We start from the raw sequence: 25,749 nt of genomic DNA on the forward strand, positions 1-25,749 counted from the left end.
GGCTGCCCCTTTCTCTTAAGGCCCAGCACGCTTCTCACTATTTAGTTTTCAAAGAGCAGATTTTTTTAGTTGTATATCCTTTTGCCGTCGCGGAGTCAAGAGTTTTTTTGCCCCCCCGAAAGGCTCGGCCTATGTAGCAAAAGGCCGATGCCGGGTCAAGAAAAAAATCAGGGGGCCACACAAACGCGGCTTACTTTCTTCTTTCCCGCCCGCAAGGTGATGGCTCCGTTTTCAAGCCAGTCCAGAGAAAGAAGGGCATCAAAGCGATCCAATCTTTTTCCGTTCACATAGGCGCCGCCCTGCTGAATAAGGCGCCGTGCCGCACTTCGGCTTTCACTGAGGCCCGTTTCGGCAAAAAGTTCAAAAGCCGGCACCCCCGTCTCAAGCCGAGAACGCTCAACAAAAAAGGTCGGCACCGAACCTTCATCGCCGTCACCATCTCGCAAAACCTCACTGGATGGCAAAAGATCCTGAGGAATTCGTCGCCGTCCAAAAAGCCTTGAAGCCGCTCGGTACGCATTCAAGGCCGCTTCCTCACCGTGAACCAGTCGGGTCACTTCGTAAGCCAAAACCGATTTGGCGGCGTTCAGCTCCTCTCCCTGCAATCGGCTCACCGCCTCAATTTCTCTCACCGGCAGCAAGGTGTAGAGCTTCAGAAACCGCACCACATCGCGATCATCCACATTGATCCAGTATTGATAGAAATCGTAGGGTGTTGTCTTTTCGGCACTGAGCCATACCGCTCCCGCCGCCGTCTTGCCCATCTTCGCCCCTGTGGCCGTAGTCAGCAGGGGAAAAGTGACGCCGTAAGCTTCCTTATGAAGCTTTTTGCGTATCAAATCGACACCCGCCACGATGTTTCCCCACTGGTCATTTCCACCCATTTGGAGAAGGCACCCATAGGTCTTGGCCAAGTAGTAAAAATCGTAAGCTTGCAGAAGCATGTAATTGAATTCAATGAAATTGAGGCCCGTTTCCAGTCGAATACGGTAACTTTCTGCAGCAAGCATGCGGTTGACACTGAAATGGCGTCCGATGTCCCTCAGAAACTCAATGTATTTCAGGTCCAACAGCCAATCGGCGTTGTTCAAAATGAGGGCCTTGCCTTCGCCAAAATCCAGGAACCGCGACAACTGGGCTTTCAGGGCTTGCACATTGTGCTCGATTTGCTCTTTTGAAAGCATCTGGCGCATTTCCGTGCGACCGCTGGGATCCCCCACCATCCCGGTTCCACCCCCCACAAGCACGATGGGACGATGACCCGATCTCTGCATGTGCACTAAAGCCATAATGGGCACCAGACTTCCCACATGCAAACTGTCGGCTGTAGGATCAAACCCGATATAGCACGTCACGGGCTCACGAAGCTTTTCATGCAAGGCTTCGCGGTCCGTGACCTGTTCCACAAAACCCCGTTCCGTCAGGATATCCAAAGTATTCTTTTCAGCGGCCACCCCGATTCCCCTTTTTCGTCCAAACCCTTTTCCACGTCTTATCGTGCATATTCCACGGCGCGCGTTTCTCGAATAACAGTCACCTTGATTTGTCCAGGATAGGTCAGTTCACTCTCAATGCGTTTGGCGATGTCTTTGCTCAATAGCACCGTGTCTGCGTCGCCCACCGACTCGTTTTCCACAATGATGCGCAGCTCTCGTCCGGCTTGAATGGCATAGGCCTTGGACACACCCTTAAAGGACATGGCGATCTTTTCAAGATTTTCGAGACGGCGCACATAGGATTCCAAGAGTTCCTTTCGAGCTCCTGGACGCGCTCCCGAAAGGGCATCGGCGGCCTGGACCAAAATGGCTAAGACACTCTCCGCAGGCACATCTTCGTGATGCGCGGCAATGGCGTTGACAATTTCCGGAGACTCTCCATACTTTTTCGCCAAATCCGCTCCAATGAGGGCATGCGGACCCTCCACTTCGTGATCCACCGCCTTGCCGATATCATGCAGAAGCCCCGCCCTCTTGGCCTGTTTTTCGTTGAGTCCAAGTTCTGCGGCCATCACGCCGCACAGGAAGGCCACCTCACGGGAATGCTGCAGAACGTTTTGCGCATAGCTCGTGCGGTATTTCAATTTCCCCACCAACTTGATAAGCTCCGGATCAATACCGTGCACCCCTACGTCAAAGGCCGCTTGTTCCCCGGCATCCCGAATGGCTATGTCAATCTCTTGGCCCACCTTTTCAACAATTTCTTCAATGCGTGCTGGATGAATGCGTCCATCGGAAATGAGACGTTCCAAGGAGAGTCTCGCCACTTCTCGACGAATGGGGTTGAATCCCGAAAGGATCACCGCCTCCGGTGTGTCGTCAATGATTAAATCAATCCCCGTGGTCGCCTCAAGGGCACGTATGTTTCGACCTTCCCGCCCGATGATGCGGCCTTTCATCTCGTCATTAGGAAGATTGACCACGGAGACCGTTTTTTCCACCACATAATCCCCGGCGTACCTTTGAATGGCCAGGGCGATGATTTCCTTGGCCTTCTTGTCCGCCTGTTCGCGGGCTTCGGCTTCCAGACGCTTGACCGTCAAAGCGGCCTCGTGTCGAGCCTCGTCCTCGATGCTTTTGATCAGCATTTCCTTGGCTTCCTGAGCCGAAATTCCTGACAGGGACTCCAACTTCACCCTCTGGGCGTCAATGAGATCCTCAAGCTCCTTGGACCGAAGTTCCAGCTCCTTTTCCTTGTCCTGCAGCTGCTTTTCCTTTTTCGCAATGGCGCTTTCCCTTTTGTCCAGGGCTTCGGATTTCTTGTCGAGGTTTTCCTCCTTTTGCAGAAGACGCTTTTCGAGATTTTGAAGCTCCTTTCGCGTCTCCTTGGTTTCCTTTTCAAAATCAGCCTTGAGCCGAAAAATATTGTCCTTGGCTTGAAGAATGGCCTCCTTTTTGAGGGTTTCGGCCTCCTTGCGAGCCTCTTCCAAAAGGAGTTCCGACTCGCGCTTCTCCCTTTGGCTTTTGCGTTGGAGCATCAGGCGCCATCCTAGCGCTCCCGCGCCGATACCCACCACAAGAGCCACTAAGCCCACCATCACCATTCCCATCTGTCCCATAGGGCTCATCCTTTCCTTTATGACGCTCCAAGGCTAGAGAGTCGTGGAACGTCGGCATCATGAACGGCACTCGAAGCACCGCGTGTTGCCATTTTTGAAGGGGCTTATGGAGACGGTGAGACGCAGACGTAAGACAAAAGTTTCTTTGAGGAAGACCTTTGGGCTCATCCTGAGCGCCAGAGGCACCGGCAGGCGAGCAGTCGGCAGGTTTAGCCTTTGTGAGGACTCGATAAAAAAGGGGACGCCCCCGCCTTGTGCCGTGTCGGCAGTCGGTCTTGAACCGATTCAGCGAAGTGGGTGTTCCGTCGTTCCTTTAGGCACGTCGACCCTGCAACGCGCACACCGGAACGAGAGGGAACTCCCCGTTTGTTGGTGTTGGCTCAGGAACGCTCTACCAATCACGAGCACCGCAGGGGCTCATGAAACAACCTCTTCCGGGCTGGATCCTTCGAAGCCCCACATCATGATATTTTGCACCCCAGCTCCTTTGGCTCCGTTCGGTTCCTGCGCTGTCCCTGGTCGTCGGACATCGGACCCTACCCTTGTTCCTCATATCTCGATTTGCCACGCCCGAATTTCTCTGTCCTGCCCTTAAAAAGCTTTGGCCTGGCAAAAACATCGAAATAAATCTCGGCTTCGCCGCCTTCCTGCTGCTTGCTTAACCTCTGGGGGCCGCCACGTGTCGCGCCCTCCGCTGGATCTTATCCTGCGACTCCGTCTTTTCTAAGCCACTTGATTTACAAAACATTTCTTGGCTCCAAGGGATTCTATGCGTAAGATCCTGTGGAAGTCAAGATTAAACTCGCCACAGCAAGGGTGGCATCATTCCACCGTGACGCTTTTCGCCAGGTTTCTGGGCTGATCCACGTCCGTGCCCCGAAGGTCCGCCATATGGTACGCCAGCAACTGAAGAGGCACGGTAAAAACGACAGGAGCCAACCAGGCGTTGGTTTGGGGCACGGGAAACTGGAGAACATCTTCACCGAGGCGTGCGTCTTTGTCTCCTTCTACAAAGGCCAAGACCTTTCCCCCTCGAGCTTTCACCTCTTGGACGTTGGACAGCATCTTCTCATACAGAGGGCCCTTTTGCAGCAAAACCACCACCGGCATCTTTTCGTCTATAAGTGCGATGGGCCCGTGTTTCATTTCCCCGGCGGCATACCCTTCTGCATGAATGTACGAGATTTCTTTCATTTTAAGCGCTCCTTCCAGAGCTATGGGATAAAGCAGACCTCGCCCCAGGTAAAAGAAATGCTCTCGGTCCATAAACAGCCGCGCCCATTCTCGAAGGGTTTGTTCCCCGTCCAACACTGCCTCAATCTTTCCAGGCAGTTCCCTAAGCCCTTGAATGTGGTATGAGAGTTCTCCAGCTTTGAGTTTTCCAACCAGTTCAGCCCAATGCAGAGCGAACAGGAACAAAGCCACCAGCTGCGTGGTGAAGGCTTTGGTGGACGCCACCCCGATTTCCGGCCCTGCATGAGTATAGAGGACACCCTGAGCCATACGGGCGAGGCTGCTTCCGACCACATTGACGATGGCTCGGCAGGGCGCTCCTTTTTCCAAACCCTCTTTAAGAGCGGCTCGAGTGTCCGCCGTTTCACCAGACTGGCTGACCACGATAAGAAGTGTTTTTTCATCGAGGAGAGGAGCCCTGTAACGGAATTCAGATCCAAGATCAACCTCTACGGAAATGCGACACATTTGTTCCAGCAGGTATTTACCCACAAGGCATGCATGATAAGAAGTGCCACAAGCCACTAAATAGATGCGCGTCACCGCCTTGACCATGGATTCGGTCAGGTTGAGGTCGGAAAACCGCAGCCTTTCTCGATTAAAGTCAACAACGCTTCGCAACGTATCGATGATCGCCCTTGGCTGCTCAAAAATCTCCTTTTGCATGAAGTGCTTGTACCCCGCCTTTTCAGCAGCCACTGGATTCCAATCCACGGTTTGCACGCTGAAAGAACGGGTCTTTCCGTCCAAAGTCTCTATGTGAAAGCCGTCTAAACGCACCACCACAAGATCATCGTCTTCCAGAAGGACGATCTTTTGCGTTTCATGAAGAATGGCGGGAATGTCCGACGCAAAATAGTAGGCTCCGTCGCCTATTCCGAGAATAAGAGGGCTTTCCCGACGCGCTCCAATCAAGACATCAGGAGCCTTTTCATTGAGAAAAACGACCGCGAAACTTCCCCTCAGCTGCCGCAATGTCACACGGACGCTCTCCACATAATCCCCGCAGCGTTTCCATTCATCTTCCAAAAGCTTAACAATCACTTCCGTGTCTGTTTCCGAAGTAAATTCATATCCCTTAGCCAGCAGCCGTTCTTTGATGTCCGCATAATTCTCAATGATGCCGTTATGGACCACGGCAAAAGGCCCCGAACGATGGGGATGCGCGTTTTCATCGCTGGGAGCCCCGTGAGTCGCCCATCGGGTATGTCCAATCCCTACCGCTCCTTTAAGCGGGTTCTCCTGTAACCTTTTTTCCAACTGGTGGATCTTTCCAGCGCATCGCACCGTTTGGATGCCCAACCCACCTTGAAGGACGGCGATTCCAGCACTGTCGTAGCCCCTGTATTCGAGCCTTCTCAGGCCTTCGACGATCTTTTCCACGCAATCTTCGTTCCCGATGTAGCCGACGATTCCACACATGCAAGGTCTCCTTCCGTGTGCCCTCATCACCAAGAGGCTGTCACTATACAATTCGGAGGTATCCTTGTCATCCTTAACAAAAAACCCCGCCGCGTTCGCGACGGGGTTGTTCGCGTCAAAGTTGCGCTAGGGTTATCGACGCTCAGCCACCTTGAGCCGCGCTAGAGCCCTTTGAAGCGCCGCCTGAGCCCTGGCGAATTCCACTCGATCTTTGGCTTCACGCAGCCGCCGTTCGGCACGTTCTTTTGCAGCCTGAGCGCGAATGACATCGATGTCCGTGGCTTCTTCAGCAGCCGTAGCCAAGATGGTCACCTTGTCCGGAAGGACCTCAGCATAACCGCCCATGATGGCCACATAGCGCGTGCTGGCTCCAACCTTGAATCGCAGCTCCCCGATTTTCAACTTAGTCAAAAAGGGGATATGGTTCACTAAGACTCCAAACTCCCCAAGTTCTCCAGGAGCCACCACCATGTCCACTTCCTCGCTCAAGACCTTTCGGACCGGCGTGACGATCTCCAACAACAGTTTTCCCGCCATGATTGTCCACCGTTCGCTAGAAGGTTACGCTGCGGCCATCTGTTTCGCCTTCTCGATGGCCTCTTCGATCGTCCCGACCATATAAAACGCCTGTTCCGGGAGATCGTCGTGCTTGCCTTCCACGATCTCTTTGAAGCCTCGAATGGTGTCTTCCAGTTTCACGTATTTGCCTTCCACACCTGTGAACTGGGCTGCCACGTGGAAAGGCTGGGACAAGAAACGCTGAATCTTTCGCGCACGACCGACGATGATCTTATCCTCATCGGACAATTCATCCATACCAAGAATCGCGATAATGTCTTGCAGGTCTTTATACTTTTGCAAGATCTGCTGCACATTTCGAGCCGTCTGGTAATGTTCCAACCCCAAGACGTTGGGATCCAGAATGCGCGATGTGGAGTCCAGCGGGTCCACCGCAGGGTAAATACCTAATTCTGCGATCTGACGCGAAAGCACCACCGTTCCATCCAAGTGGGCGAAGGTGGTTGCCGGCGCCGGGTCGGTCAAGTCGTCGGCGGGAACGTACACACACTGCACCGACGTAATGGAGCCCTTCGTTGTCGACGTGATGCGCTCCTGCAATTCACCGAGGTCCGTTCCTAAAGTCGGCTGGTAACCCACGGCGGAAGGCATGCGCCCGAGAAGGGCCGAAACTTCCGCGCCCGCTTGGGTAAACCGAAAGATGTTATCGATGAACAAAAGCACGTCCTGTCCTTCCACATCCCGGAAGTACTCCGCCACCGTAAGAGCCGACAAGGCCACACGAGCCCGCGCTCCAGGCGGTTCCGTCATCTGCCCGTAGACAAGGCCGGCCCGTGGAAGAACTCCGGATTCCTTCATTTCAAGGTAAAGGTCATTGCCTTCCCGGGTGCGCTCGCCCACGCCGGCAAACACCGAAATACCACCGTGCTGCATGGCGATGTTGTGGATCATTTCCATCATGACGACGGTTTTTCCCACGCCCGCACCACCAAACATGCCCATCTTTCCACCGCGAGGGAAGGGCACCAGAAGGTCGATAACCTTCACCCCTGTTTCAAGAACGTTTACCGATGTGTCCTGTTCTGTGAACGTGGGTGCGGACCGGTGAATGGGCATGTATTGATCGGCGTCCACAGGACCTAGTCCATCCACAGGGCGCCCGACCACGTTCAGCACGCGACCTAAAACTTTCTTTCCAACCGGCATCTGAATGGGTTTTCCGGTGTCTTTAACCGGCATCCCACGCACCAAACCGTCTGTCAGGTCCATAGCAATGGTGCGTACCACGTTGTCGCCCAAATGCTGAGCAACTTCTAAGACCAGGTTGTCTTCTTCGTCGCTGAGTCCGGGATTGCTCACGAGTAGGGCGGTCAAAATAGGCGGTAACTTCCCTTCTTCGAACTCAACGTCCACCACGTTGCCGATAACTTGCACTATCTTTCCAATATTCATGTGGCCCGATACCTCCTTTGTTATATTTCGACCCGTCACCTACTTCTTGAGAGCTTCCGCGCCACCGACGATGTCCATAAGTTCCTTGGTGATCGAAGCCTGGCGTGCCTTATTGTATGTGAGCGTCAAGCTGCGCACCATTTCCTTACAGTTGTTGGTGGCATTTTCCATCGCCGTCATCCGGGCCGCATGTTCACTGACCGCCGTCAGATAGAAGCAGTCCAGGAGCTGATTGTAGACGTAGTTGGGTAACAAGTCGTTGAGAAGCTCTTCATGCGACGGCTCGAACAAATATTCCTTCGCTTCCCCTTCCCCCTGACTCTCAGGGACAATGGGCAAAAGCCGAATCAGTCGCGGTTCTTGCTTTACCATGCTTCGAAAATGGCTGTAGATCACATAGACCTCGTCGGCGTCACCGTCCAGAAAGAGGTCGATCAGTTCTCGCCCAAGTCGATAAGCGTCATCGTAATTCGGCTTGTTCAGCAATCCAGTCAGCTCGGCACGCATGGCATAGCGGCGGCGCCGGAAGTAATCCCTTCCCTTTCGTCCGCCTGCCGTCAAAGAAACCTCTAAACCTTCACGGCGCTTTTGAGTGATGAACCGCTCGGCCATAACGATCAGGTTGTTGTTAAAGCTTCCACACAACCCTCGATCTGCCGTAAGCAGCACCAGCTCAATCTTTTTGACCTCTTCCCGCGGCGTCATGAGCTGAAAGGTTCCGTCCTGCTCGACGCCTGCCGCAAGCCGCCCGATCACCTCCCGAAATTTTTCGGCATAATTTCGGAAGCGTTCCATGTTCTCTTGAGCCCCTCGCAGCTTCGCCGCCGCTACCATGTTCATGGCTTTGGTGATCTGCGAGGTCTTTTTTACGGCCTCAATCTTACGCTTGATGTCCCGAAGGGTCGCCATACCCGCCTCTTTTCAGCAAGGCCAATGCCTCGAATTATCCTTGAAACACTCCAGCAAACTCTTCGAGGGCCCCGGCCATCTTCTTGTCCAGTTCCTCGCTGATGACCTTCTTCTCCTTAATCTCCTGAAGAATTTCCGGGTACTTTCTCTCGATGAAGGCGAGCATTTGGCTTTCGTAAGCTCCCACCTTCTCAACCGGAATCTTGTCCAGATAGCCACGCGTTCCAGCATACAAGGCCATGACCTGTTTTTCTGCGGGCATGGGCTGGTATTGGGGTTGCTTAAGTAGTTCCACAAGCCGCATACCGCGGTTCAACTGCTGCTGCGTCGCCTTGTCCAGATCGCTTCCAAATTTGGCGAAGGCTTCGAGTTCGCGGTACTGGGCCAAATCCAGGCGCAGACGCCCGGCCACCTGCTTCATGGCCTTTGTCTGAGCAGCACCACCGACGCGCGACACCGAAAGACCCACGTTGATGGCCGGCCGCACACCGGCAAAGAACAACCCAGGTTCCAGGTAGATCTGTCCGTCGGTAATGGAGATCACGTTGGTAGGAATGTACGCGGACACGTCACCTGCTTGGGTTTCGATAATAGGCAGGGCCGTTAGGGAACCTCCTCCAAGCTTATCGTTCAGCTTGGCGGCACGCTCCAGCAATCGAGAGTGGTTGTAGAAGATGTCACCGGGATAGGCTTCACGTGCCGGAGGTCGACGAAGGAGAAGCGAGACCTGCCGGTAGGCGGCCGCTTGCTTGGACAGGTCGTCATAAATAATGAGAGCGTGCCGACCCGTGTCTCGGTAATACTCACCCATGGCGCAACCGGCATAGGGTGCAATGTATTGCAGTGGCGCAGGATCGCTGGCGCAGGCCGCAACGACAACCGTGTATTCCATGGCCCCATGACGTCGCAGCGTCTCCACCACCTGAGCCACCGTGGATTTTTTCTGACCGACCGCAACATAGATACAGATGATGCCGCTGTCCTTTTGATTGATGATGGCATCCACGGCGATGGCCGTTTTCCCGATCTGCCGGTCGCCGATGATGAGCTCTCGCTGACCTCGTCCCACGGGGGTCATAGCGTCGATGGCCTTCAAGCCCGTATACATCGGCTCATTCACCGGTTGACGCGCGATGACGCCCGGTGCAATGCGCTCGATGCGCGAGAACTCCTTAGCCTCAATGGGGCCCTTTCCATCCAAGGGGTTCCCAACGGGGTCCACAATTCGCCCGATGACCGCATCACCCACTGGAACTTCGGCGATACGCCCGGTTCGGCGAACCTCAGCCCCCTCTTTAATGTGGATGTCTTCACCCATGATGGCGACACCCACGTTGTCCTCTTCCAGGTTCAGGGCCAGGCCGTAAATGGGGCCGTGATCGGTAGGGAACTCAAGCAATTCCATGGACATGCACTTCTCGACGCCGTAGACGCGCGCGATACCGTCACCGACGGAGAGGACACGCCCGGTTTCGCTGAGCTCAACCTTCTTCTCATAGTCCTTGATCTGCTCGCGAATAATTTGGCTGATTTCTTCGGCTCTGATTTCCATTAACCCAGCTCACCCCTTTTCAAAGATTCTTTGATTGCCTGTAACTGCGTTCGCACGCTGCCATCTATGACCAGATCGCCGATGCGAGCCACAGCCCCACCAATGAGACTCGGGTCCTGCTGGAACTCGATGACGATCTTTTTACCCGTCAGCTTACTCAATGTCTCCGCAATCTTGGCGATGGCACTCTCATCCAGCTTGACGGCGGCACTGAGCTTCGCACGCGCCACATTGAAATGCTCGTCGGTCAGCCGTTGGAAATATTGGGAGATCTCGGGTAGATGCCGAACCCTTCTCTTTTCCACCAACAGCGTCCCAAAACTGCGCATGACGGGACTCATCTCAGCCTTTTGCGCCAGAGTGCGAAAGACGGATTTCTTCACATCCTCCGGGTAGAGGGGGTTGGCCAGAGCGTCCATGAGCACCGGCTGCTGATCGAGGAGCTGCGCCAGGGACTGCAGCTCTTGACCGTACTCGTTCAGCTTCCCGTCCTCTAAGGCGAGATTGAACAGGGCCTTGGCGTATCGTTTGGCGACAATTAAGTTCTTCACTTTGCCTCCACCGCCTTTGTGATAAATTCGTCAATCAAGCGATCCTGGTCCTCGGGCCTGATATTCTTTTTGAGAAGATCCTCCGCAGCGCTGACTGACAGCTCGGCAATCTCCTCTTGCAGGCTTTCTTTGGCGGCCTTGATCTCTTGTTGAATGGCCAATCGAGCCTGTTCCCTGATGTATTGGGCTTGTTTTTCCGCAGCCTGAATGATCTTCTGCTTTTCAGCTTCCCCTTCTTGAATGTACTCAGCCACAATCTGCTCGGTTTCCTTGTCGAGAGCCGCCAGTTTGGCCTGGTACTCCGCCGCTTTGGCCTCCACTTCCTTCTTCTTCTCTTCCAGCTCACTCAGCAGGCGCTGAATATTTTCCCGGCGAGACGAAAAGAAGTTGGCCACGGGTTTCTTGAGCAGCTTGACGAGGATTGCCACCATGATGGCAAAGTTCATTAATCTTAGAAAAAAATCCTTCCATGGCAGCCCCGCCTCATGCCCTCCACCCCCCGAAGCATAAGCTACGGTCGCCACACCCAACCCCGCCACTACAAGTGCCGCCGACGTCGTTTTCCATCCCTTCATCGATCGCCCCTTACCTCGTAATATGCCTCAGCTTTCCTCAAACAATCAAAGACTGCGACCAAGGATTCGTTGGGCCATATCCTTGGAAAACACCTGAATTTGAGCCTGAAGTTGCGCCCGCACCTGACCGATCTCCGTTTGAATGCGCTCGCGCACGGTCTGCACTTCCTTAGCGGCCTCTTCCGCGGCTCGAGCCAGAAGGTCTTTCTCCATGCGATACGCCGCTTCTTTGAGCTCCTGAACCTTTTCTCGACCTGCGGCTCGAGCGGCCCTAAGACGCTGTTCAAATTCCTGAAGTGCCTTTTGAGCTTCGCTTTCCGCTTTGTCGATCCCGGCCCTCTGCTTGCTGACCAATTCGTTTCTTTGGGCCACGAGCCGCCGAATCGGCCTGTAAAGCACCAGATTCATGAGCACCAGCAACAAGAGGAAATTGGCCATCTGAATGAAAAGTGTTACATCGACGTTGATCATAATCCCCCCACCCTCACACTCTTGTGGTTCCTCTGTCGGCGACCGCTCGGGGCTCGGCCTTCGACCGCCATGACCTCGCTGTCACAAACTCGCTGCAGTGGGTTTTGCCTATTTTTCCGACCGGATTCGAATCCGGAGCCTTCCCATGGCGCAGTGCATAGCACACCTCGAAGGGGTTGGCAAGGGAAAAAGTAAAAAAAATCACAATGCCGAGGGCACCCTTTAACGGTGCTGGATCATGTTCATTTGGGGCGAAAGCCGTAGCGACGCATGGCCACGTTTTCAACCAGTCCCACTGCGGCACACAGGCTCAAAAGTGACGAGCCTCCATAGCTCACGAAGGGCAAAGTAATACCCACAACAGGAAGCAAACCAATGACCATGCCCAGATTGATCAGGCTCTGCCATAGGATCAAGGCGGTCAAACCGACGACAAGAAACATGCCGAAACGGTCTTTGGCACGCACACCTACACGAAAGCACGCACAGACAAAGAGGAAATACAAAGCGATCATCAGGCTGCATCCCCAAAAACCCCACTCTTCGGCCCAAACCGAGAAAATAAAGTCCGTATGTTTCTCAGGCAAGAACCTGAGCTTGTTCTGGGTCCCCTTCAAAAAACCTTTTCCCCAAAGCATTCCGGACCCGACAGCCACCCTGGACTGGATCGTATGGTACCCGCTTCCCATGGGATCTCTTTCTGGAGCAATGAGGGTACGGATCCGTTCCCTTTGGTATTCCTTCAGGCCATAATGCCACATGGGATACACACTAAGGATTCCGATCACGCCGATGACAATAAGGTATCGCCATCGGATTCCAAGCACAAAGATCATGGTAAAGGACACAGCCAATAGACACAAGCTGGTACCCAGATCGGGCTCTACGACGATGAGAAGGGCAGGGGGAACAACCAACCCGATCGGCCGGAGCAGTTGTTTCAAACTTGGGTAGGGATCCATGTCCTGTGCCGAAAACGATCGAGCCAGTTGGAGCACCAGCGCCAATTTCATGAATTCTGAAGGCTGCAGATGAAACCCGCCGATATTAAGCCATCGTCTGGATCCTTTGATCCCGTCACCGACAATCAAAACCACGGCAAGAGCCACGAGGGTGACGATATAGAACCATGGAGCAAACTTTTTGAGTTTCTGGTAATCCACAAAGAGACTGCCCAGGAAAACCAGACATCCCAAGGAAAACCAGATCAGCTGTTTTATGAATAAGTTACGGGTCGGGGACATTTGAATCTGGGTATACAGAGCACTATAAAGAGCCGCCAGTCCCAGGCATGAAATGGCGAAAAACAGAAAAACAATGGACCAATCAAAGTTCTCCACAAGCCGTCGATCCATCATGGTTTCAATCTCCGTCATCCTCGACGGTTTGAACCGTGCTGTCTTCACGGCCTCGAAGTTCGGGATGAGTCTTTTCCAAATATTTCCGTATTACCCTCTGCGCCAATGGGGCAGCTCCCGAGGAGCCATGCCCTCCGTGCTCCACAATGACCGCAACCACAATTTCTGGTTTTTCGGCCGGCCCAAAACCTACAAACCATGCATGATCCTTGTGATGGTCCGCCAGGGATCTTTGGTGGGCTTTCCGATCGATGTTCTCACCCATTCTCACCACCTGAGCCGTACCCGTTTTACCACCCAGAATCACCTCTTTAAGCGCAATGGCATGGGCTGTGCCGCGACCTTCGTTCACGACACCAACGAGCCCTTTTTTCACAAGATCCAGGGTTTCCCTGCGCACTGAAACCTTTCTTCGTATCTTAGGTTTTACCAGGTCCTGCTCCCCGTCATCCGCCGCCTCAAGGCGGTTGACCAGCTTAGGGGTCCACAGGATTCCTCCGTTGACGAGTGCCGCATAGGCCATGGCCGCCTGAAGAGGTGTTACTTGATCAAAACCTTGCCCGATTGAAATGGAGATGGTCTCCCCTTTTTGCCAAGGGATGCCTGTGGCTTTCAGTTTCCAGTCCCGAGTGGGAATGAGCCCCGGACGCTCCGAGGGTAGTTCAATGCCGCTTAATTCCCCGAAACCAAACATTTTGGCATAGGCTGCAATGGTATCCACGCCGAGTTTCATGCCCACCGTGTAAAAATACACATCACACGATTCCACAATGGCACGATGGACATCCACCGCCCCATGTCCCGTATCTCGCCAACATCGGTATCGCCGGTCTGCAAAGAAATAATACCCTGGACAAGAAACCACACTCTTGGGCGTCATCACACCTTCTTCCAAAGCCGCTACGGCCACAAAGGGTTTGTAGATGGAGCCTGGAGGATAGGCCGAAGAAACGGCACGGTTCAAAAGAGGATGGCTGGCATCCGAGATGAATTTCTTCCATTCGTCAAGACTCATGCCACGAACGAACCGTTCTTGATCAAAGGTGGGGCTGCTGGCCATGGCCAGAATCTCTCCGGAGTTGGGATCCACAGCCACGATGCTTCCTACTTTCCCGCGTAGGCATTCCTCCGCCACCCTTTGCAAGTCCAAATCGATGGTTAACCACATATCCCTGCCCGAAATGGGCAATCTTTCTTGCAAGGAGCGAATCTGTCGACCAACGGCGTCCACCTCCACCTGCCGCCATCCGCTTTCACCTCGAAGAAACTTTTCAAAGGATTTCTCTATACCTCCCTTGCCAATGAATTCTCCGGCCTGATACCCTTGATAAGTGTCCTTTTTCAGCTCTTCTTCCGAGATTTCTCCGAGGTAACCCACGAGATGGGCGGCCGTTCCGCTGAACTTGTAGCCGCGGCAAGGTTCCACATCCACGTATACTCCAGGGAGCCGAAGCCGCCGAGCTTCCACTCGTGCCAGTGTGTCTCGATCGATATCGGCAACGAGTCGAACGGGTTCAAATCGCCTTTTGCTCTTGTTGGCTTCAAGGACAGCTTTTAATTCTTCAACGCCTTTGCCAGTTAAACTGCCTACAGCTTGCAAGACATTTTCAAGGGTTTCACTGTCTTTAATATCCTCTCGAACGAGCATCAAATGGAACGCCGGGCGGTTTTCCACCAGAGGCATTCCGTTTCGATCAAAGACGATGCCTCGAGGCGAGCGAATGGTTACGGTGCGGATTCGATTGTTTTCAGACCTTTCTCGGTAATAATGCCCTTTGGCAACTTGGAGGTACCAGAGCTGAAAAACGTAGATGCAGAAAACCGCCAAAGCAAAAAGCACCACGAGCCGAAATTGGCGTTCAAAAACGGCACGCTCCTTGGCTTCCCAGGCAATCAATTGCAGCCCTTGCGCGTCGGGTTGCATCAAGGGTTGAGTCTTCTTTTGACCGTTCTCGCTGCGGGCACCGTTCATCCCGATGCGACCCATTCTGAACGCCCCTACCGCTCTCTTTCAGCCATGATCCATTGTATGGGAAGCATGACAAAGGGTGCGGCCAGTATGGAAAAGACCGCTTGTGTCCCCGTCGCAGGAAAAACCGCGGTCGCTGCACCCAGACCTCCCACAATCAAAGCCGACATAAGGCTTTGCACGAGGACTCCCAAACCCACCAGCAACATGCGGTAGGCCATGGAGGCTGTGTCCATTTGAGCACTCCACAGTCGGTGCAGGATGACGACAAAGACATAAGAAACGACATGGACCCCCCAAAGCCGCCCTTGAAAAACATCACTGACGTAGCCCCAAAGGAAACTCCAAACGATCGCCCCCCAAAAAGGAAACCGAGCGGCGACTTCGACACAGACGGCCATCATCAAATCTGCCCGTGTCCACCTCCATGGCAAGCCCGCCACCAGCACTGCATCCACCACAAAGATGAGCAGGGAATATGCAAAGAGAACGAGGATCAAAGCGCCAAGAGGCTCTCGTTCCCTTTGATTGAACCCCATCGTGGGCATGGATTTCAATCTTTTGCGGCCCCTTCCATCCATTGAGCTGGAAAATCACGTAAGCTTCTGAGGATCAGGACTTCCTGAAGCACACCGAATTGCACCGTCGGCACCACCTCAATCTGCTGAAAGAGAGCCGAAGGATCCTTTCTGACTTGTTTAACGATTCCTAACCTCAGACCGGCAGGGAAAAGCCCATCCTTACCGGAGGTTATCAGAAGATCTCCAGGCCTCACCTCTTGATTGCTTCGCACATAGCGCAGTTCACACGCCTCTGAATCCAGCCCTCCAAGAACCCCTCGAACTCGGTTGCGCTGGACCAAGGCGTCCACGGCGCAATCTCGATCCGTCAAAAGAAGAACCCTCGCATAGCGATCGGACACATCCAAGACATACCCCACAACCCCCTCATCGTTCACAACGGGCATGTCGGTCTTCACGCCGTCACGCATCCCTTTGTTGATGATAATAGTTCTCGACCATCCCGCACCGTTTTGGACGACAACTTCGGCGGCCAGGGTTTCCACACGAAGGGCATCTCGAAAATCCAAAAGGCGTCGTAACCTCTGATTTTCTAGAAAAGCTTCCTGATAACGAACCAGTTCACTTTCCAGGGAGGCCCTCTGTTTTTTGAGCCTTTCGTTCTCTTCCTGCACACGGCGCAAGGCGACATACCTTTGGACCCATTGTTCCGTCGTCTGAAGCGCTCTTCGAGAAGCGTGCAAAAGCGGAGCGAGCGTCTCCATCACGGTTCTTTGCAGTATGTCCATCCGGGCAGGAGGTCGAACATTGAGCGACAGGACATAGAGCATGGCTCCTCCTATCACCACGAGAAGCGCCAGCCGCCGCATTCGGCGCAGCCATTCCGGCATATGCAGATCACCTACAGTGCAAGATCGCGGAAATGGAAGAATCGGGAAGATTTCCCGACAAGGACCGATGAACCTTTTTAGGCCTCTTCGAACCTTTAGCTGAGAACCTCTTTGAGGATTTCGATGTCTTCCAAGGCCTTACCAGACCCCAGCACCACCGTCGCCAGGGGATCTTCAGTGAGCACAACCGGAAGGCCGGTTTCGAGACGCAACAGATGGTCCAGGTTGCGCAAGAGGGCGCCTCCTCCCGTCAACACGATCCCTCGATCCACAATGTCCGCTGCGAGCTCAGGCGGTGTTTGTTCCAAGGCCGTTTTCACCGTTTCCACGATGGTATCAATTTGTTCCTGAATGGATTCTCTCACCTCGTCCGAATTGATTTCAATCGTTTTGGGAATGCCACTGACCAGATCCCGCCCCTTGATGGACATGGTTTCCAGCTGCCCAGAGGGGTAGGCATTGCCCAAGGTCGTCTTGATTAGCTCGGCGGTTCTCTCCCCGATGAGCAAATTATATTTGCGTTTGATGTGCTGCAGAATGGCCACATCCATCTTGTCCCCGCCTACACGCACCGAGCGACTATAGACGATACCGGCAAGGGAGATGACCGCGACTTCTGTGGTCCCGCCGCCGATATCCACAATCATATTACAAACCGGCTCCGTAATAGGCAATCCTGCCCCGATGGCCGCCGCCATAGGTTCTTCGATAAGGTACACCTCACGAGCCCCCGCCGATTCCGCCGACTCACGCACGGCACGCCGCTCCACCTGAGTGACCCCGGACGGAACCGCCACGATGATCCTTGGACGCACCAAACTGCGTCGATTATGCACCTTTCGAATGAAGTAGCGCAGCATCGCTTCCGCCACTTCAAAATCGGCAATGACGCCATCCTTCATGGGCCGAATGGCTTCAATGGTTCCCGGTGTTTTTCCAAGCATCAGCTTGGCGTCTTTTCCCACGGCCACCACCTGCGTGTTTTGACCGGCACTGCGTTTGACCGCCACCACAGAAGGTTCACAGAGAACGATTCCTTTGCCCTTGACGTAGACGAGGGTGTTGGCCGTTCCTAGGTCAATGGCCAAATCATTAGAGAACCATCCCAAAATACGATTCAAAAACATGGTCTTCCTCTCTATGCTAAGATGCGCTCGAACCGGTGTTCAGTATCACTTTGTCCATTTTTCCGCAATCAATTCCTAAGGGAGGCTTCGTAGCATCCGTGAACGTCGTTTTGTTGCAATTGCCCGTTCAGTCCCATGATTATACCTATCCGCGCGAGAATATGGCCCTGGGCGTCGGTTATCTCAAAGCCTACGCAGAGTCCGTCTTGCCCGAAGTGCGCATTGTGCTCGGGCCGAAAGCTCTTGTCAATTACGGCGGCGACCAGGCCTTGGTGGATTGGATTCTTTCCCAGAATCCAGACGTGGTCGGATTCAGTTGCTATGTGTGGAACGTGGAACGATCCCTGGCCCTCGCTCGACGCCTTCGAGCCCGGAGTCCTCATGTACGCATCGTGTTAGGAGGACCGGAAGTCACTCCTGAAAATGATTTTCTGACAAAGGCCGGCGGCTTCGATGTAGGCGTTCTTGGAGAAGGCGAAGAAACCTTTGTGGCCGTCCTTGCGTCTCTTTCCCGTTGTGATTTGCCTTTGGAAAACCTTCCTGGACTGCTTCTTCCATGCCCTGAAGGATGGCGCGTCACAAAACCTCGCCCCCCCATCAAGAAGTTGGATTCCATTCCATCCCCTTACTTATGCGGTGCCCTATATCCTTCCGATGCAGGCACCATCCTTTTGGAAACCGTCCGCGGCTGCCCCAATCGGTGCACCTATTGCTACTACCATAAACGATTCCCTCAGGTGCGCCCCTTTTCTCTCAGGCGTCTGCAAGAAGAACTGCTCTGGGCCGCACATCAGGGCGTCTCGGAAATCTACTTTGTCGACCCCTGCTTTACACGAAGAAAAGATTTTGACGCCCTTCTGGAAGCCATTCAAAAGGCTCGTCACCTTCACGCATTTACCTTCCAATGCGAAGGCAATGCGGAAGATATATCCCCGGCCCTTGCCGATGCTCTAGCTCAAGCAGGGCTCACCCAAATGGAGGTGGGACTGCAAACCATAAACCCCAAAGCCTTGGCCAGAATTCGCCGCCCCTTCAATCGAAAGCGTTTCGTGGATGGAGTTCGAGCGCTTCGCCTAGCGGGGATTCAAGTCATGGTGGACATTATGCTGGCACTTCCGGAAGATTCCCTAGACGATGTCAAGAAAACCATCGATTTTGTCGTAGACCAAGATCTTTACGATGAACTGAGTGTCTACACGTTGAGCCTTCTTCCGGGTACAGAGTTGCGTCGACAAGCCGAAAACCTCGGCATCGTCTATCACCCGGCACCTCCGTACCATGTGTTGCAAACGCCGCATATGAGCCCGACAGACATTCGGCGTGCCTACGAATATGCAGAAGAAGCAACTGGTGTCGATTTTTTCCCTCCAGACCTGCCCCCTTTTCTGGATCCACCGGAAATCCATCGTCATGGCCCCTATATCACAGCTTTTCCTGTGGAAAAAACCCAAGAGCTTTTCCTCCGGTCCCACCCCGTGCCTCACAATCCTGTCCAGGACCCTTTCGGTTTGGTAGGCCAAGCCCTTACGGTGTACGTCAGCCGGCACACGGCGCACTTTTTGGAAGAATCCAGCATAAAAAGAATTTTTGCCGAAATTTTTGAGAAAAATCCGTGGAGCCTCTTAAGCTTAATGATTTCAGTCGACACCTCCAATTTCCCTTGGGCCGCCGTGTTTAGCCTGGCCTACCAGGTGCTCAACGTTCGAAACCATGTGATGGACCGGGAGGACTTTTCCACATTGGATCCTGTGAAGTCCGTTCAAATCTTCGCCCTTCTGCCGGTTCGTGCTTCTCAAAGAACCCTCGTGCGCTTTCCCGTGGTCGCCCCATCGGTCATAGAGGGTCATCTCGCTGCCACGGCACCGACAGCCGATCAGGCATGGGTGGCGGTCCCCGAAAACATGTCACGTGAAGAGGAAACGTTATGGTTGGAGGCCATCTGGCCCTGGTGTCCTCCGCATATTCAGCGCATGCGTCTAGGAGATGCGGCAACTGGCTCTTAGCAGCATGTGGAAAAAGAATTCCCCCTTCAATAGGGGCTCTGAAAGCTTGCTCGGTTCTTCCCGAGCAAGCGCCGTAATCTTACGGGATTTTCTTGGATGCTGTTTCGAGAAAGCCAAAAACCAATTCCGCTACTTTTTTCCCTGAAAGAAGCATGCCTCCAAAGATCGGTCCCATGCGAGGTCCACCAAAGGTTGCGTTGGCGGCCATTCCCGCCACGAAAAGGCCGGGAAACACTTCGCGAGTGTTTTCAATGGTCAACCTTTCGGCCTCATCGGACCACATGGATTTTTCCCCTTCAATGGCGCCGCTGGGAGTCTTCAGCTTTCCGGGTACTTTTTTCTGCACCACTTTGACCACCTCCGTGTCATGCCCTGTAGCGTCGATCACAGCCCGCGCACGAATCGCCAGGGGGTCCACATGCAAGCCGGCCATTTCTACCGCCGTCCAATTGATGACAAGACCGACGATACCCTCCGGGCGCATCACCACGTCTTCGACCGTCACTGCGTTGAAGATAGGCGCCCCTGCCTTTAAGCATCGTGAGGTGAGGGTTGAAGCGGTTTCCACGGCATCCGCCGTGTAATATCCTTCCTCATAAAGGCGCGTGCTGACCCCCAGTTCTTCCAGCACATGACGGGCTTCTTCCTGCACCACAATTTCGTTGAAAAGCATGCCTCCTCCCCACATACCCCCACCTACGCTGAGCTTCCTTTCAAAGACGGCCACCTTTCTTCCTGCGGAAGCCAGACAATAGCCGGCCACGAGACCTGACGGTCCCGCTCCCACGATGGCAACATCCAAGTCCAAAATGCTTTTGATCTTTTCGAAGTATCGGTCGATGATGGCTTTCGTGATAATCCTTTCATCCAAAGGCATGGCTCTCTCCCTCTCTTGGTTCCTCTGTTGCGGAAACCGCCAATTTCACGGCACACAACTTTCCACACATGGTGCACGCTTGTCGATCCTTCGTCACTCGCAAGCGACGTTTGACCATATCGGGGTCCAGTGCCAGAGTGATCATTCCTTCCCAATCTAAAGTGCGACGGCATTGGGACATCGCTTTATCTCGTGCCAAAGCCTGCGGAAGACCCTTGGCCAAATCGGCGATATGGGCAGCGATGCGCGCCGCCATGACACCTTGGTACACATCGTCCTCATTGGGCAGTCCCAAGTGTTCCGCCGGTGTGACATAGCACAGGAAATCCGCTCCCGCCGCTCCAGCCAAAGCTCCGCCGATGGCCGCGGTGATATGATCGTAGCCCGCAGCGATATCTGTCGGTAGTGGACCAAGGACATAGAACGGAGCCCCCTGACACAGTTTCTTCTCCAGCTGGACGTGCGACTGAATGTGTTCCAAGGGGACATGACCCGGCCCTTCGATCATAACCTGCACCCCTCTGGCACGAGCCCTTTGGGCCAACTCGGCCAGGATTAAAAGTTCTTCAATTTGAGGGCCATCGATGGCATCCGCGATGGCTCCAGGACGAAACCCGTCGCCGAGGCTCAGGGTCACATCGTGCGCATGGGCAATATCCAGCAGGGTGTCAAAATCTTCGAAGAGTGGGTTCTCCTTCCGATTGCGGCGCATCCAAAACAGAAGAATGGAGCCTCCACGACTGACACAAGGCATGATTCTTTCAAAATGCTCCAATTTCTTGGCCGAAGCCCTCGTCACGCCGCAATGAACCGTGATGTAGTCCACGCCCTGGCGGCATTGGCTTTCAATACCGGCAAAGAGATCGTCCGGGTCCATTTTTTCCAAAGGCATACCATGCCGAACCATCTCCGTGGCCACAGCATAGATGGGCACGGCCCCAACCATGGTCCCCGCCTCCTGAAGATACATGGCTCGCAAGGCATCCAAATCCCCTCCCGTGGATAGGTCCATGACCGAATCCGCTCCAGCCCCAATCGCCGCAGCCAGCTTACGACGTTCCAGCTCCATGTCCGCGCATTCTCCGCTGGCCCCCAAGTTGGCGTTGACCTTTGTGAACAAACCTTGACCAATGGCGCGCACCGTTTTGAATTCGTGATGGATGTTTTTAGGCAAAACGGCAAGGCCTTTGGCGATCAAATCTCGAAGTTCTTCCGCAGTGACCGGTTCGGCTTCCGCGGCACGTCGCATGGCATCCGTGACGATTCCGGCCTTTGCATAATCAAGTTGTGTCACCATAGTCTCCTCCTCTGGGCGGTGGAGGAGGGGAGGCAGTACGTCGGAGACCCTGGAATACGGAGCAGCATAAAGAAAGCCGCCTGAACGGCGGCCGGCGGGATTCCGATGAGGAGCTCCGTTCGCCAATCCCTCCGCCAGCATGACCTGGATCAGGTTCAAGGGGTACCTTCTCAGCCCTCACCTTTCTCGAGGACGCCCCCTGGCGATCATGAGTTAACTAACAAATTAAATGGAATGAATCAAATACAAACTTCTTCCTGGATCGCCGTATCTTTCTGATCTTCGCAAGATGCCAAAGCAACACCGGCGTCCTTGAGAGCTCTGGCCATAGCCTTTTTGTGAACGTGACCCGCGAAGTGGACGGGACTCTTTCCATACAGAGGGTCCCATCCAGAAGGATCGGCTACGCAGAAATACTGAACTTCCAGTCCATAACGGACAGGAGCCTCCTCCACGCGGCACCCTTGCATTTTTCGCGCAGCTTCCCACGTGGCGCCACACGGTGCTCCACGACGCACCAAAACTCTTTGGATGCGCCCGTTTTCCAAAACCACCTCAATTTCCGGAGCTCCGAAACGTTCTTCGTATACCCCCAGCCGACCCGGCCGAGAAAGGCCGCAGCAGGTGGGAGGTGTGTAAACTCCAGCTGCTTTAACCTTCTTTCCGGAGGCGACTACGGGAATATGAAGCGCCGCACATTTCTTGGCTAGATCCTCGGACAAATCCGGGTGTTTGAGATAGTCCAAGACCAGATCCGCATCCAAGACCTCGGGCAAATAGGGCTGGGTATCATCCAGGACCGAGGGAAGCATTTCATCGATATTGACGATCTGAATCTCGTAAAGGCCGTCGCCGTATCTCCGAACGCCTGCGATCTTAGGTTCCCCGCTGCCCTTTTGCTGGAAAACCAGAATTTTTTGCGGCCTTTTCATGACACCTCCGTCCCGTGCCCCTTGTTCAGGGATTTTTCAATCTTGGCCCAGGTATCTTTTAAGGAAACAATACGATTGAACACCAAACGGTCAGGATTGGAGCTTCGCGTATCGACACAAAAATAGCCAAGTCTCTCAAACTGGTACTGTTTTCCCAAAGAGGCGTTACGTAGGCTGGGCTCCACACGACAATCTTCAAGCACTTCAAGGGAATTTGAATTAAGGTAATCCAAAAAGGTTTTTCCCGGTTCTGTATCACTAGGGTTTTCTTTGGTGAAAAGACGGTCGTAAAGGCGCACTTGAGCCGTCAAGGCGTGGCGTGCCGAAACCCAGTGAATGGTTCCTTTTACCTTGCGGCCGTCAGGAGACCATCCGCCACGTGTGGCTGGATCGTACGTGCAGTGAATTTCCTTAACCTCTCCCGTGTGAGAATCCTTCACCACGTCCACACAGGTCACGTAGTAGCCGTAACGCAGCCGAACTTCCCGGCCTGGAGCCAGGCGAAAATACTGTTTCGGCGGATCTTCTCTAAAATCGTCGCGTTCAATGTAAAGTTCTCGGCAAAAAGGAACGGTTCGAACCCCCATGGAAGGATCTTCAGGATTGTTTAAGGCTTCCAGTTCTTCGGTTTTGTCTTCAGGGTAGTTCACGATAACCATCTTAAGAGGGCGCAGAACCGCCATCACTCGTGGCGCCCTTTTATTAAGATCCTCGCGCACGCAATGTTCCAACAATGCCACATCCACCACACTGTCCCTTTTCGCCACACCGATAAGTTCGCAAAACCTACGAATGGACTCCGGCGTGTACCCCCGGCGCCGTAAGCCGGAAATAGTGGGCATGCGTGGGTCGTCCCAACCTTCCACCACGCCTTCCTGGACCAGCTGAATCAGTTTGCGCTTACTCAGAACCGTGTAGCTCAAATTAAGGCGAGCGAACTCTATCTGCTGAGGGTGGTAAACCCCCAATACATCTAAGAACCAATCGTACAGAGGACGATGATCTTCAAATTCCAGGGTGCAGATGGAATGGGTGATACCCTCGATGGAGTCACATAGGCAGTGGGCGAAATCGTACATGGGATAAATACACCATGTATCCCCCGTCCTGTGATGGGACGCTTTCTTAATACGATAGATCACAGGATCACGCATATTGATGTTCGGTGAAGCCATATCAATCTTGGCTCTCAAAACATGCTGTCCCTCGTCGAACTCACCGGCCCGCATGCGCTGAAAAAGATCCAGGTTTTCTTCCACCGATCGGTTCCTGTAAGGGCTGTTTTTTCCCGGTTCGGTGAGGGTTCCTCGATACTGACGAATTTCCTCGGTGCTCAAGCTATCCACATAAGCTTTTCCGAGACGGATAAGTTGCACCGCGTATTCATAGAGCTGCTCAAAGTAATCCGATGCGTAATACAGACGATCCCCCCAGTCGAATCCCAGCCAGCGCACATCTTCTTGAATGGATTCGACGTATTCCACATCTTCCTTGGCGGGATTGGTATCGTCAAAGCGCAGGTTACACAACCCCTTGTATTCCAAGGCCAATCCGAAATTCAGGCAGATGGACTTGGCGTGACCGATATGCAGATATCCGTTGGGTTCGGGAGGAAATCGCGTATGGACACGTCCACCGTATTTACCCGTTCTCAGGTCTTCTTCAATAATTTCTTTGATAAAGTTGGAAACAGTCGGAATCTCTTTGCCTTTATTCATAATGCCCTCATGAAGAACAAACCGCCTCTAAGAGATTAGAGTCTCCAGACCATAGAAAAAATTTCCAAAAAGCTGCCACAATCAAGGCATGAGAAATCTTCCCTTCCTTAACCAAGCCGGGAACATCCTTCAAAGCATGCACCACCACCTCGATATCTTCCATGGCATCGAGATCAGGGTCTGTGTGAGGAACGGCATGCAAAGCGACAAAGGTGTAACACCGGTTGTTTTGAATGGCCGGATTGGGAAAAGTGTAGCCGAGATCCACGAAAGATTGAGCGGTATAACCCGTTTCTTCAATCAATTCGCGTCGTGCCGCCTGTTCCACGCTGTCTCCCGCCTCTACCACACCCCCCGGAATTTCCAAGGTCACTTCTCGAACACCGTGGCGCCATTGGCGTACGAAAACCACATCTTTTTGAGGTGTAATGGGTATGACATTCACCCAATCGGGAGCTTCTAGAACGTACACGGGATGTTCCTTTCCGGTTCTTGGGGAAACCACATGGTCCCTGCGAAAGCCGAAAAGGGATGTGCCGTCAAGGCGTTCACTGCCTAACACCTTCCACGGCCGCACTCCCATCCCACTCCTCCCGTTTTGTTTAGCCGCCGAAGTTATGTGGAACCCATGAAAGTTAAAAAGCTTTTCACGGCTCAGATCTCAACCACGTGGCAGACCACCACCAAATCACCCGGCGGAAAACCCGGGCGAAGGCAATCCCCCGCCGCAGGAATTCTCACCCGCATTTCATGGACACATCCCGGCGGGATCACCACGGTCACGCTGCACAATTCCAAAATCTCTCCGGTCCCGCCGCAGCGTTCACACGAATGAGCGGCCGCTCTATGGCCGTTTTGGGCACAATTCGGACAGAAGACACTGCGCTCATAAGATATTTTTTCATGCGTTCCCGAGACGGCTTTGTTTCTCGGAATCTCCAGATCAAAGCGAAGGTCCACACGGGGTTGACACATTTCATGCCGAGGGACTCCCCCCACAAGGTCATGCAAGGCTTCAAAGACGGCTTCACCGACTCCGCATGACCACTGAAACACGTACTTTTTTGAGCCATTGTTTCGGTCCCCGTAACCGCAACGAAGATCATAGAGCCGCCGCTTTTCCGGATCTGAAAGCACCTCGTAAGCATCACGTAGACGCCGAAACTTTTCCGCAACGTCGGCACATCCGGGGTTCACATCAGGATGCCAGCGCAGAGCTTGACGACGAAAGGCTCCTTTGATCTCCTCCAGGGACGCCTTGGTCGACACGCCTAGAATGCTATAATAGCAGCGTTCCATAAATCTCTTATCCTTCGTC

The 25,749-nt window shown here is 53.6% G+C and carries 22 protein-coding genes, 1 other RNA gene and 1 riboswitch; of the genes, 1 reads left to right on the forward strand and 22 read right to left on the reverse strand.

The genetic code is table 11. From position 1 onward, the window contains the following. Positions 1 to 167: 167 nt before the first annotated feature. The 16 genes from tyrS to WHS46_09375 form a co-directional block, all read right to left on the reverse strand. Positions 168 to 1,454, reverse strand: a complete 1,287-nt coding sequence (tyrS, locus tag WHS46_09300) for a tyrosine--tRNA ligase (GenBank protein ID MEJ5348870.1) — start codon at positions 1,452 to 1,454, stop codon at positions 168 to 170. 38 nt (positions 1,455 to 1,492) lie between these two features. Next, the gene (gene rny / locus WHS46_09305; GenBank protein ID MEJ5348871.1) at positions 1,493 to 3,055 is read right to left on the reverse strand and encodes a ribonuclease Y; all 1,563 of its coding nucleotides are present in this window, start codon (positions 3,053 to 3,055) and stop codon (positions 1,493 to 1,495) included. 240 nt (positions 3,056 to 3,295) lie between these two features. Beyond that, a non-coding RNA gene (gene ssrS / locus WHS46_09310) (6S RNA) lies at positions 3,296 to 3,474 on the reverse strand. A gap of 403 nt (positions 3,475 to 3,877) precedes the next feature. Next, a complete protein-coding gene (gene glmS / locus WHS46_09315) occupies positions 3,878 to 5,710 on the reverse strand; it encodes a glutamine--fructose-6-phosphate transaminase (isomerizing) (protein MEJ5348872.1) in 1,833 nt (610 codons plus the stop codon). A 132-nt stretch (positions 5,711 to 5,842) separates the two neighbouring features. Then, positions 5,843 to 6,247, reverse strand: coding sequence for a F0F1 ATP synthase subunit epsilon (locus tag WHS46_09320; GenBank protein MEJ5348873.1), 405 nt, complete (start codon positions 6,245 to 6,247; stop codon positions 5,843 to 5,845). Between the two features lie 24 nt (positions 6,248 to 6,271). Further along, positions 6,272 to 7,681, reverse strand: coding sequence for a F0F1 ATP synthase subunit beta (gene atpD, locus WHS46_09325; GenBank protein MEJ5348874.1), 1,410 nt, complete (start codon positions 7,679 to 7,681; stop codon positions 6,272 to 6,274). A gap of 39 nt (positions 7,682 to 7,720) precedes the next feature. Then, positions 7,721 to 8,590 carry an ATP synthase F1 subunit gamma gene (atpG, locus tag WHS46_09330; GenBank protein MEJ5348875.1) on the reverse strand — a complete coding sequence of 290 codons (870 nt, stop codon included), beginning with the start codon at positions 8,588 to 8,590 and terminating at the stop codon, positions 7,721 to 7,723. A gap of 34 nt (positions 8,591 to 8,624) precedes the next feature. After that, positions 8,625 to 10,142, reverse strand: a complete 1,518-nt coding sequence (gene atpA, locus WHS46_09335) for a F0F1 ATP synthase subunit alpha (protein MEJ5348876.1) — start codon at positions 10,140 to 10,142, stop codon at positions 8,625 to 8,627. Further along, complete coding sequence (gene atpH / locus WHS46_09340) at positions 10,142 to 10,693, reverse strand: ATP synthase F1 subunit delta (GenBank protein ID MEJ5348877.1); 552 nt, start codon at positions 10,691 to 10,693, stop codon at positions 10,142 to 10,144. The genes atpA and atpH overlap by 1 nt, the downstream gene beginning before the upstream one ends. Continuing rightward, positions 10,690 to 11,268 carry a F0F1 ATP synthase subunit B gene (gene atpF / locus WHS46_09345; GenBank protein ID MEJ5348878.1) on the reverse strand — a complete coding sequence of 193 codons (579 nt, stop codon included), beginning with the start codon at positions 11,266 to 11,268 and terminating at the stop codon, positions 10,690 to 10,692. The genes atpH and atpF overlap by 4 nt, the downstream gene beginning before the upstream one ends. Positions 11,269 to 11,313: 45 nt before the next feature. Then, positions 11,314 to 11,739 (reverse strand): hypothetical protein, encoded by a 426-nt coding sequence (locus WHS46_09350; protein MEJ5348879.1) that lies wholly within the window; start codon positions 11,737 to 11,739, stop codon positions 11,314 to 11,316. 242 nt (positions 11,740 to 11,981) lie between these two features. Continuing rightward, positions 11,982 to 13,097, reverse strand: a complete 1,116-nt coding sequence (gene rodA / locus WHS46_09355) for a rod shape-determining protein RodA (GenBank protein MEJ5348880.1) — start codon at positions 13,095 to 13,097, stop codon at positions 11,982 to 11,984. Between the two features lie 4 nt (positions 13,098 to 13,101). Continuing rightward, a complete protein-coding gene (gene mrdA / locus WHS46_09360; protein ID MEJ5348881.1) occupies positions 13,102 to 15,084 on the reverse strand; it encodes a penicillin-binding protein 2 in 1,983 nt (660 codons plus the stop codon). Between the two features lie 11 nt (positions 15,085 to 15,095). Continuing rightward, the gene (locus WHS46_09365; protein ID MEJ5348882.1) at positions 15,096 to 15,614 is read right to left on the reverse strand and encodes a hypothetical protein; all 519 of its coding nucleotides are present in this window, start codon (positions 15,612 to 15,614) and stop codon (positions 15,096 to 15,098) included. Positions 15,615 to 15,619: 5 nt separating this feature from the next. Then, a complete protein-coding gene (gene mreC / locus WHS46_09370) occupies positions 15,620 to 16,477 on the reverse strand; it encodes a rod shape-determining protein MreC (protein ID MEJ5348883.1) in 858 nt (285 codons plus the stop codon). Positions 16,478 to 16,572: 95 nt separating this feature from the next. Beyond that, positions 16,573 to 17,604 (reverse strand): rod shape-determining protein, encoded by a 1,032-nt coding sequence (locus WHS46_09375; protein MEJ5348884.1) that lies wholly within the window; start codon positions 17,602 to 17,604, stop codon positions 16,573 to 16,575. 98 nt (positions 17,605 to 17,702) lie between these two features. On the opposite strand from WHS46_09375, the gene WHS46_09380 reads away from it, so the two are divergent. Beyond that, positions 17,703 to 19,607 carry a radical SAM protein gene (locus WHS46_09380; GenBank protein ID MEJ5348885.1) on the forward strand — a complete coding sequence of 635 codons (1,905 nt, stop codon included), beginning with the start codon at positions 17,703 to 17,705 and terminating at the stop codon, positions 19,605 to 19,607. Positions 19,608 to 19,686: 79 nt separating this feature from the next. On the opposite strand, the gene WHS46_09385 is transcribed toward WHS46_09380, so the two are convergent. The 6 genes from WHS46_09385 to WHS46_09410 form a co-directional block, all read right to left on the reverse strand. Continuing rightward, positions 19,687 to 20,484, reverse strand: a complete 798-nt coding sequence (locus WHS46_09385; GenBank protein ID MEJ5348886.1) for a sulfide-dependent adenosine diphosphate thiazole synthase — start codon at positions 20,482 to 20,484, stop codon at positions 19,687 to 19,689. Then, complete coding sequence (thiC, locus tag WHS46_09390) at positions 20,471 to 21,781, reverse strand: phosphomethylpyrimidine synthase ThiC (GenBank protein ID MEJ5348887.1); 1,311 nt, start codon at positions 21,779 to 21,781, stop codon at positions 20,471 to 20,473. Before thiC ends, WHS46_09385 begins: the two co-directional genes overlap by 14 nt. Positions 21,782 to 21,889: 108 nt before the next feature. Then, a riboswitch (TPP riboswitch) is annotated at positions 21,890 to 21,991 on the reverse strand. 29 nt (positions 21,992 to 22,020) lie between these two features. Then, positions 22,021 to 22,713 (reverse strand): DUF166 family (seleno)protein DfsP, encoded by a 693-nt coding sequence (gene dfsP / locus WHS46_09395; GenBank protein ID MEJ5348888.1) that lies wholly within the window; start codon positions 22,711 to 22,713, stop codon positions 22,021 to 22,023. Continuing rightward, the gene (locus tag WHS46_09400; protein ID MEJ5348889.1) at positions 22,710 to 24,431 is read right to left on the reverse strand and encodes a glutamine--tRNA ligase/YqeY domain fusion protein; all 1,722 of its coding nucleotides are present in this window, start codon (positions 24,429 to 24,431) and stop codon (positions 22,710 to 22,712) included. Before WHS46_09400 ends, dfsP begins: the two co-directional genes overlap by 4 nt. 7 nt (positions 24,432 to 24,438) lie before the next feature. Next, complete coding sequence (locus WHS46_09405; protein MEJ5348890.1) at positions 24,439 to 25,014, reverse strand: NUDIX hydrolase; 576 nt, start codon at positions 25,012 to 25,014, stop codon at positions 24,439 to 24,441. Between the two features lie 71 nt (positions 25,015 to 25,085). Next, entirely contained in the window at positions 25,086 to 25,730 is a 645-nt protein-coding gene (locus tag WHS46_09410) for a DnaJ domain-containing protein (GenBank protein ID MEJ5348891.1), read from the reverse strand. Positions 25,731 to 25,749 lie beyond the last annotated feature (19 nt).

It is taken from the genome of Desulfosoma sp. (assembly GCA_037481875.1).
Classification (GTDB): domain Bacteria; phylum Desulfobacterota; class Syntrophobacteria; order Syntrophobacterales; family DSM-9756; genus Desulfosoma.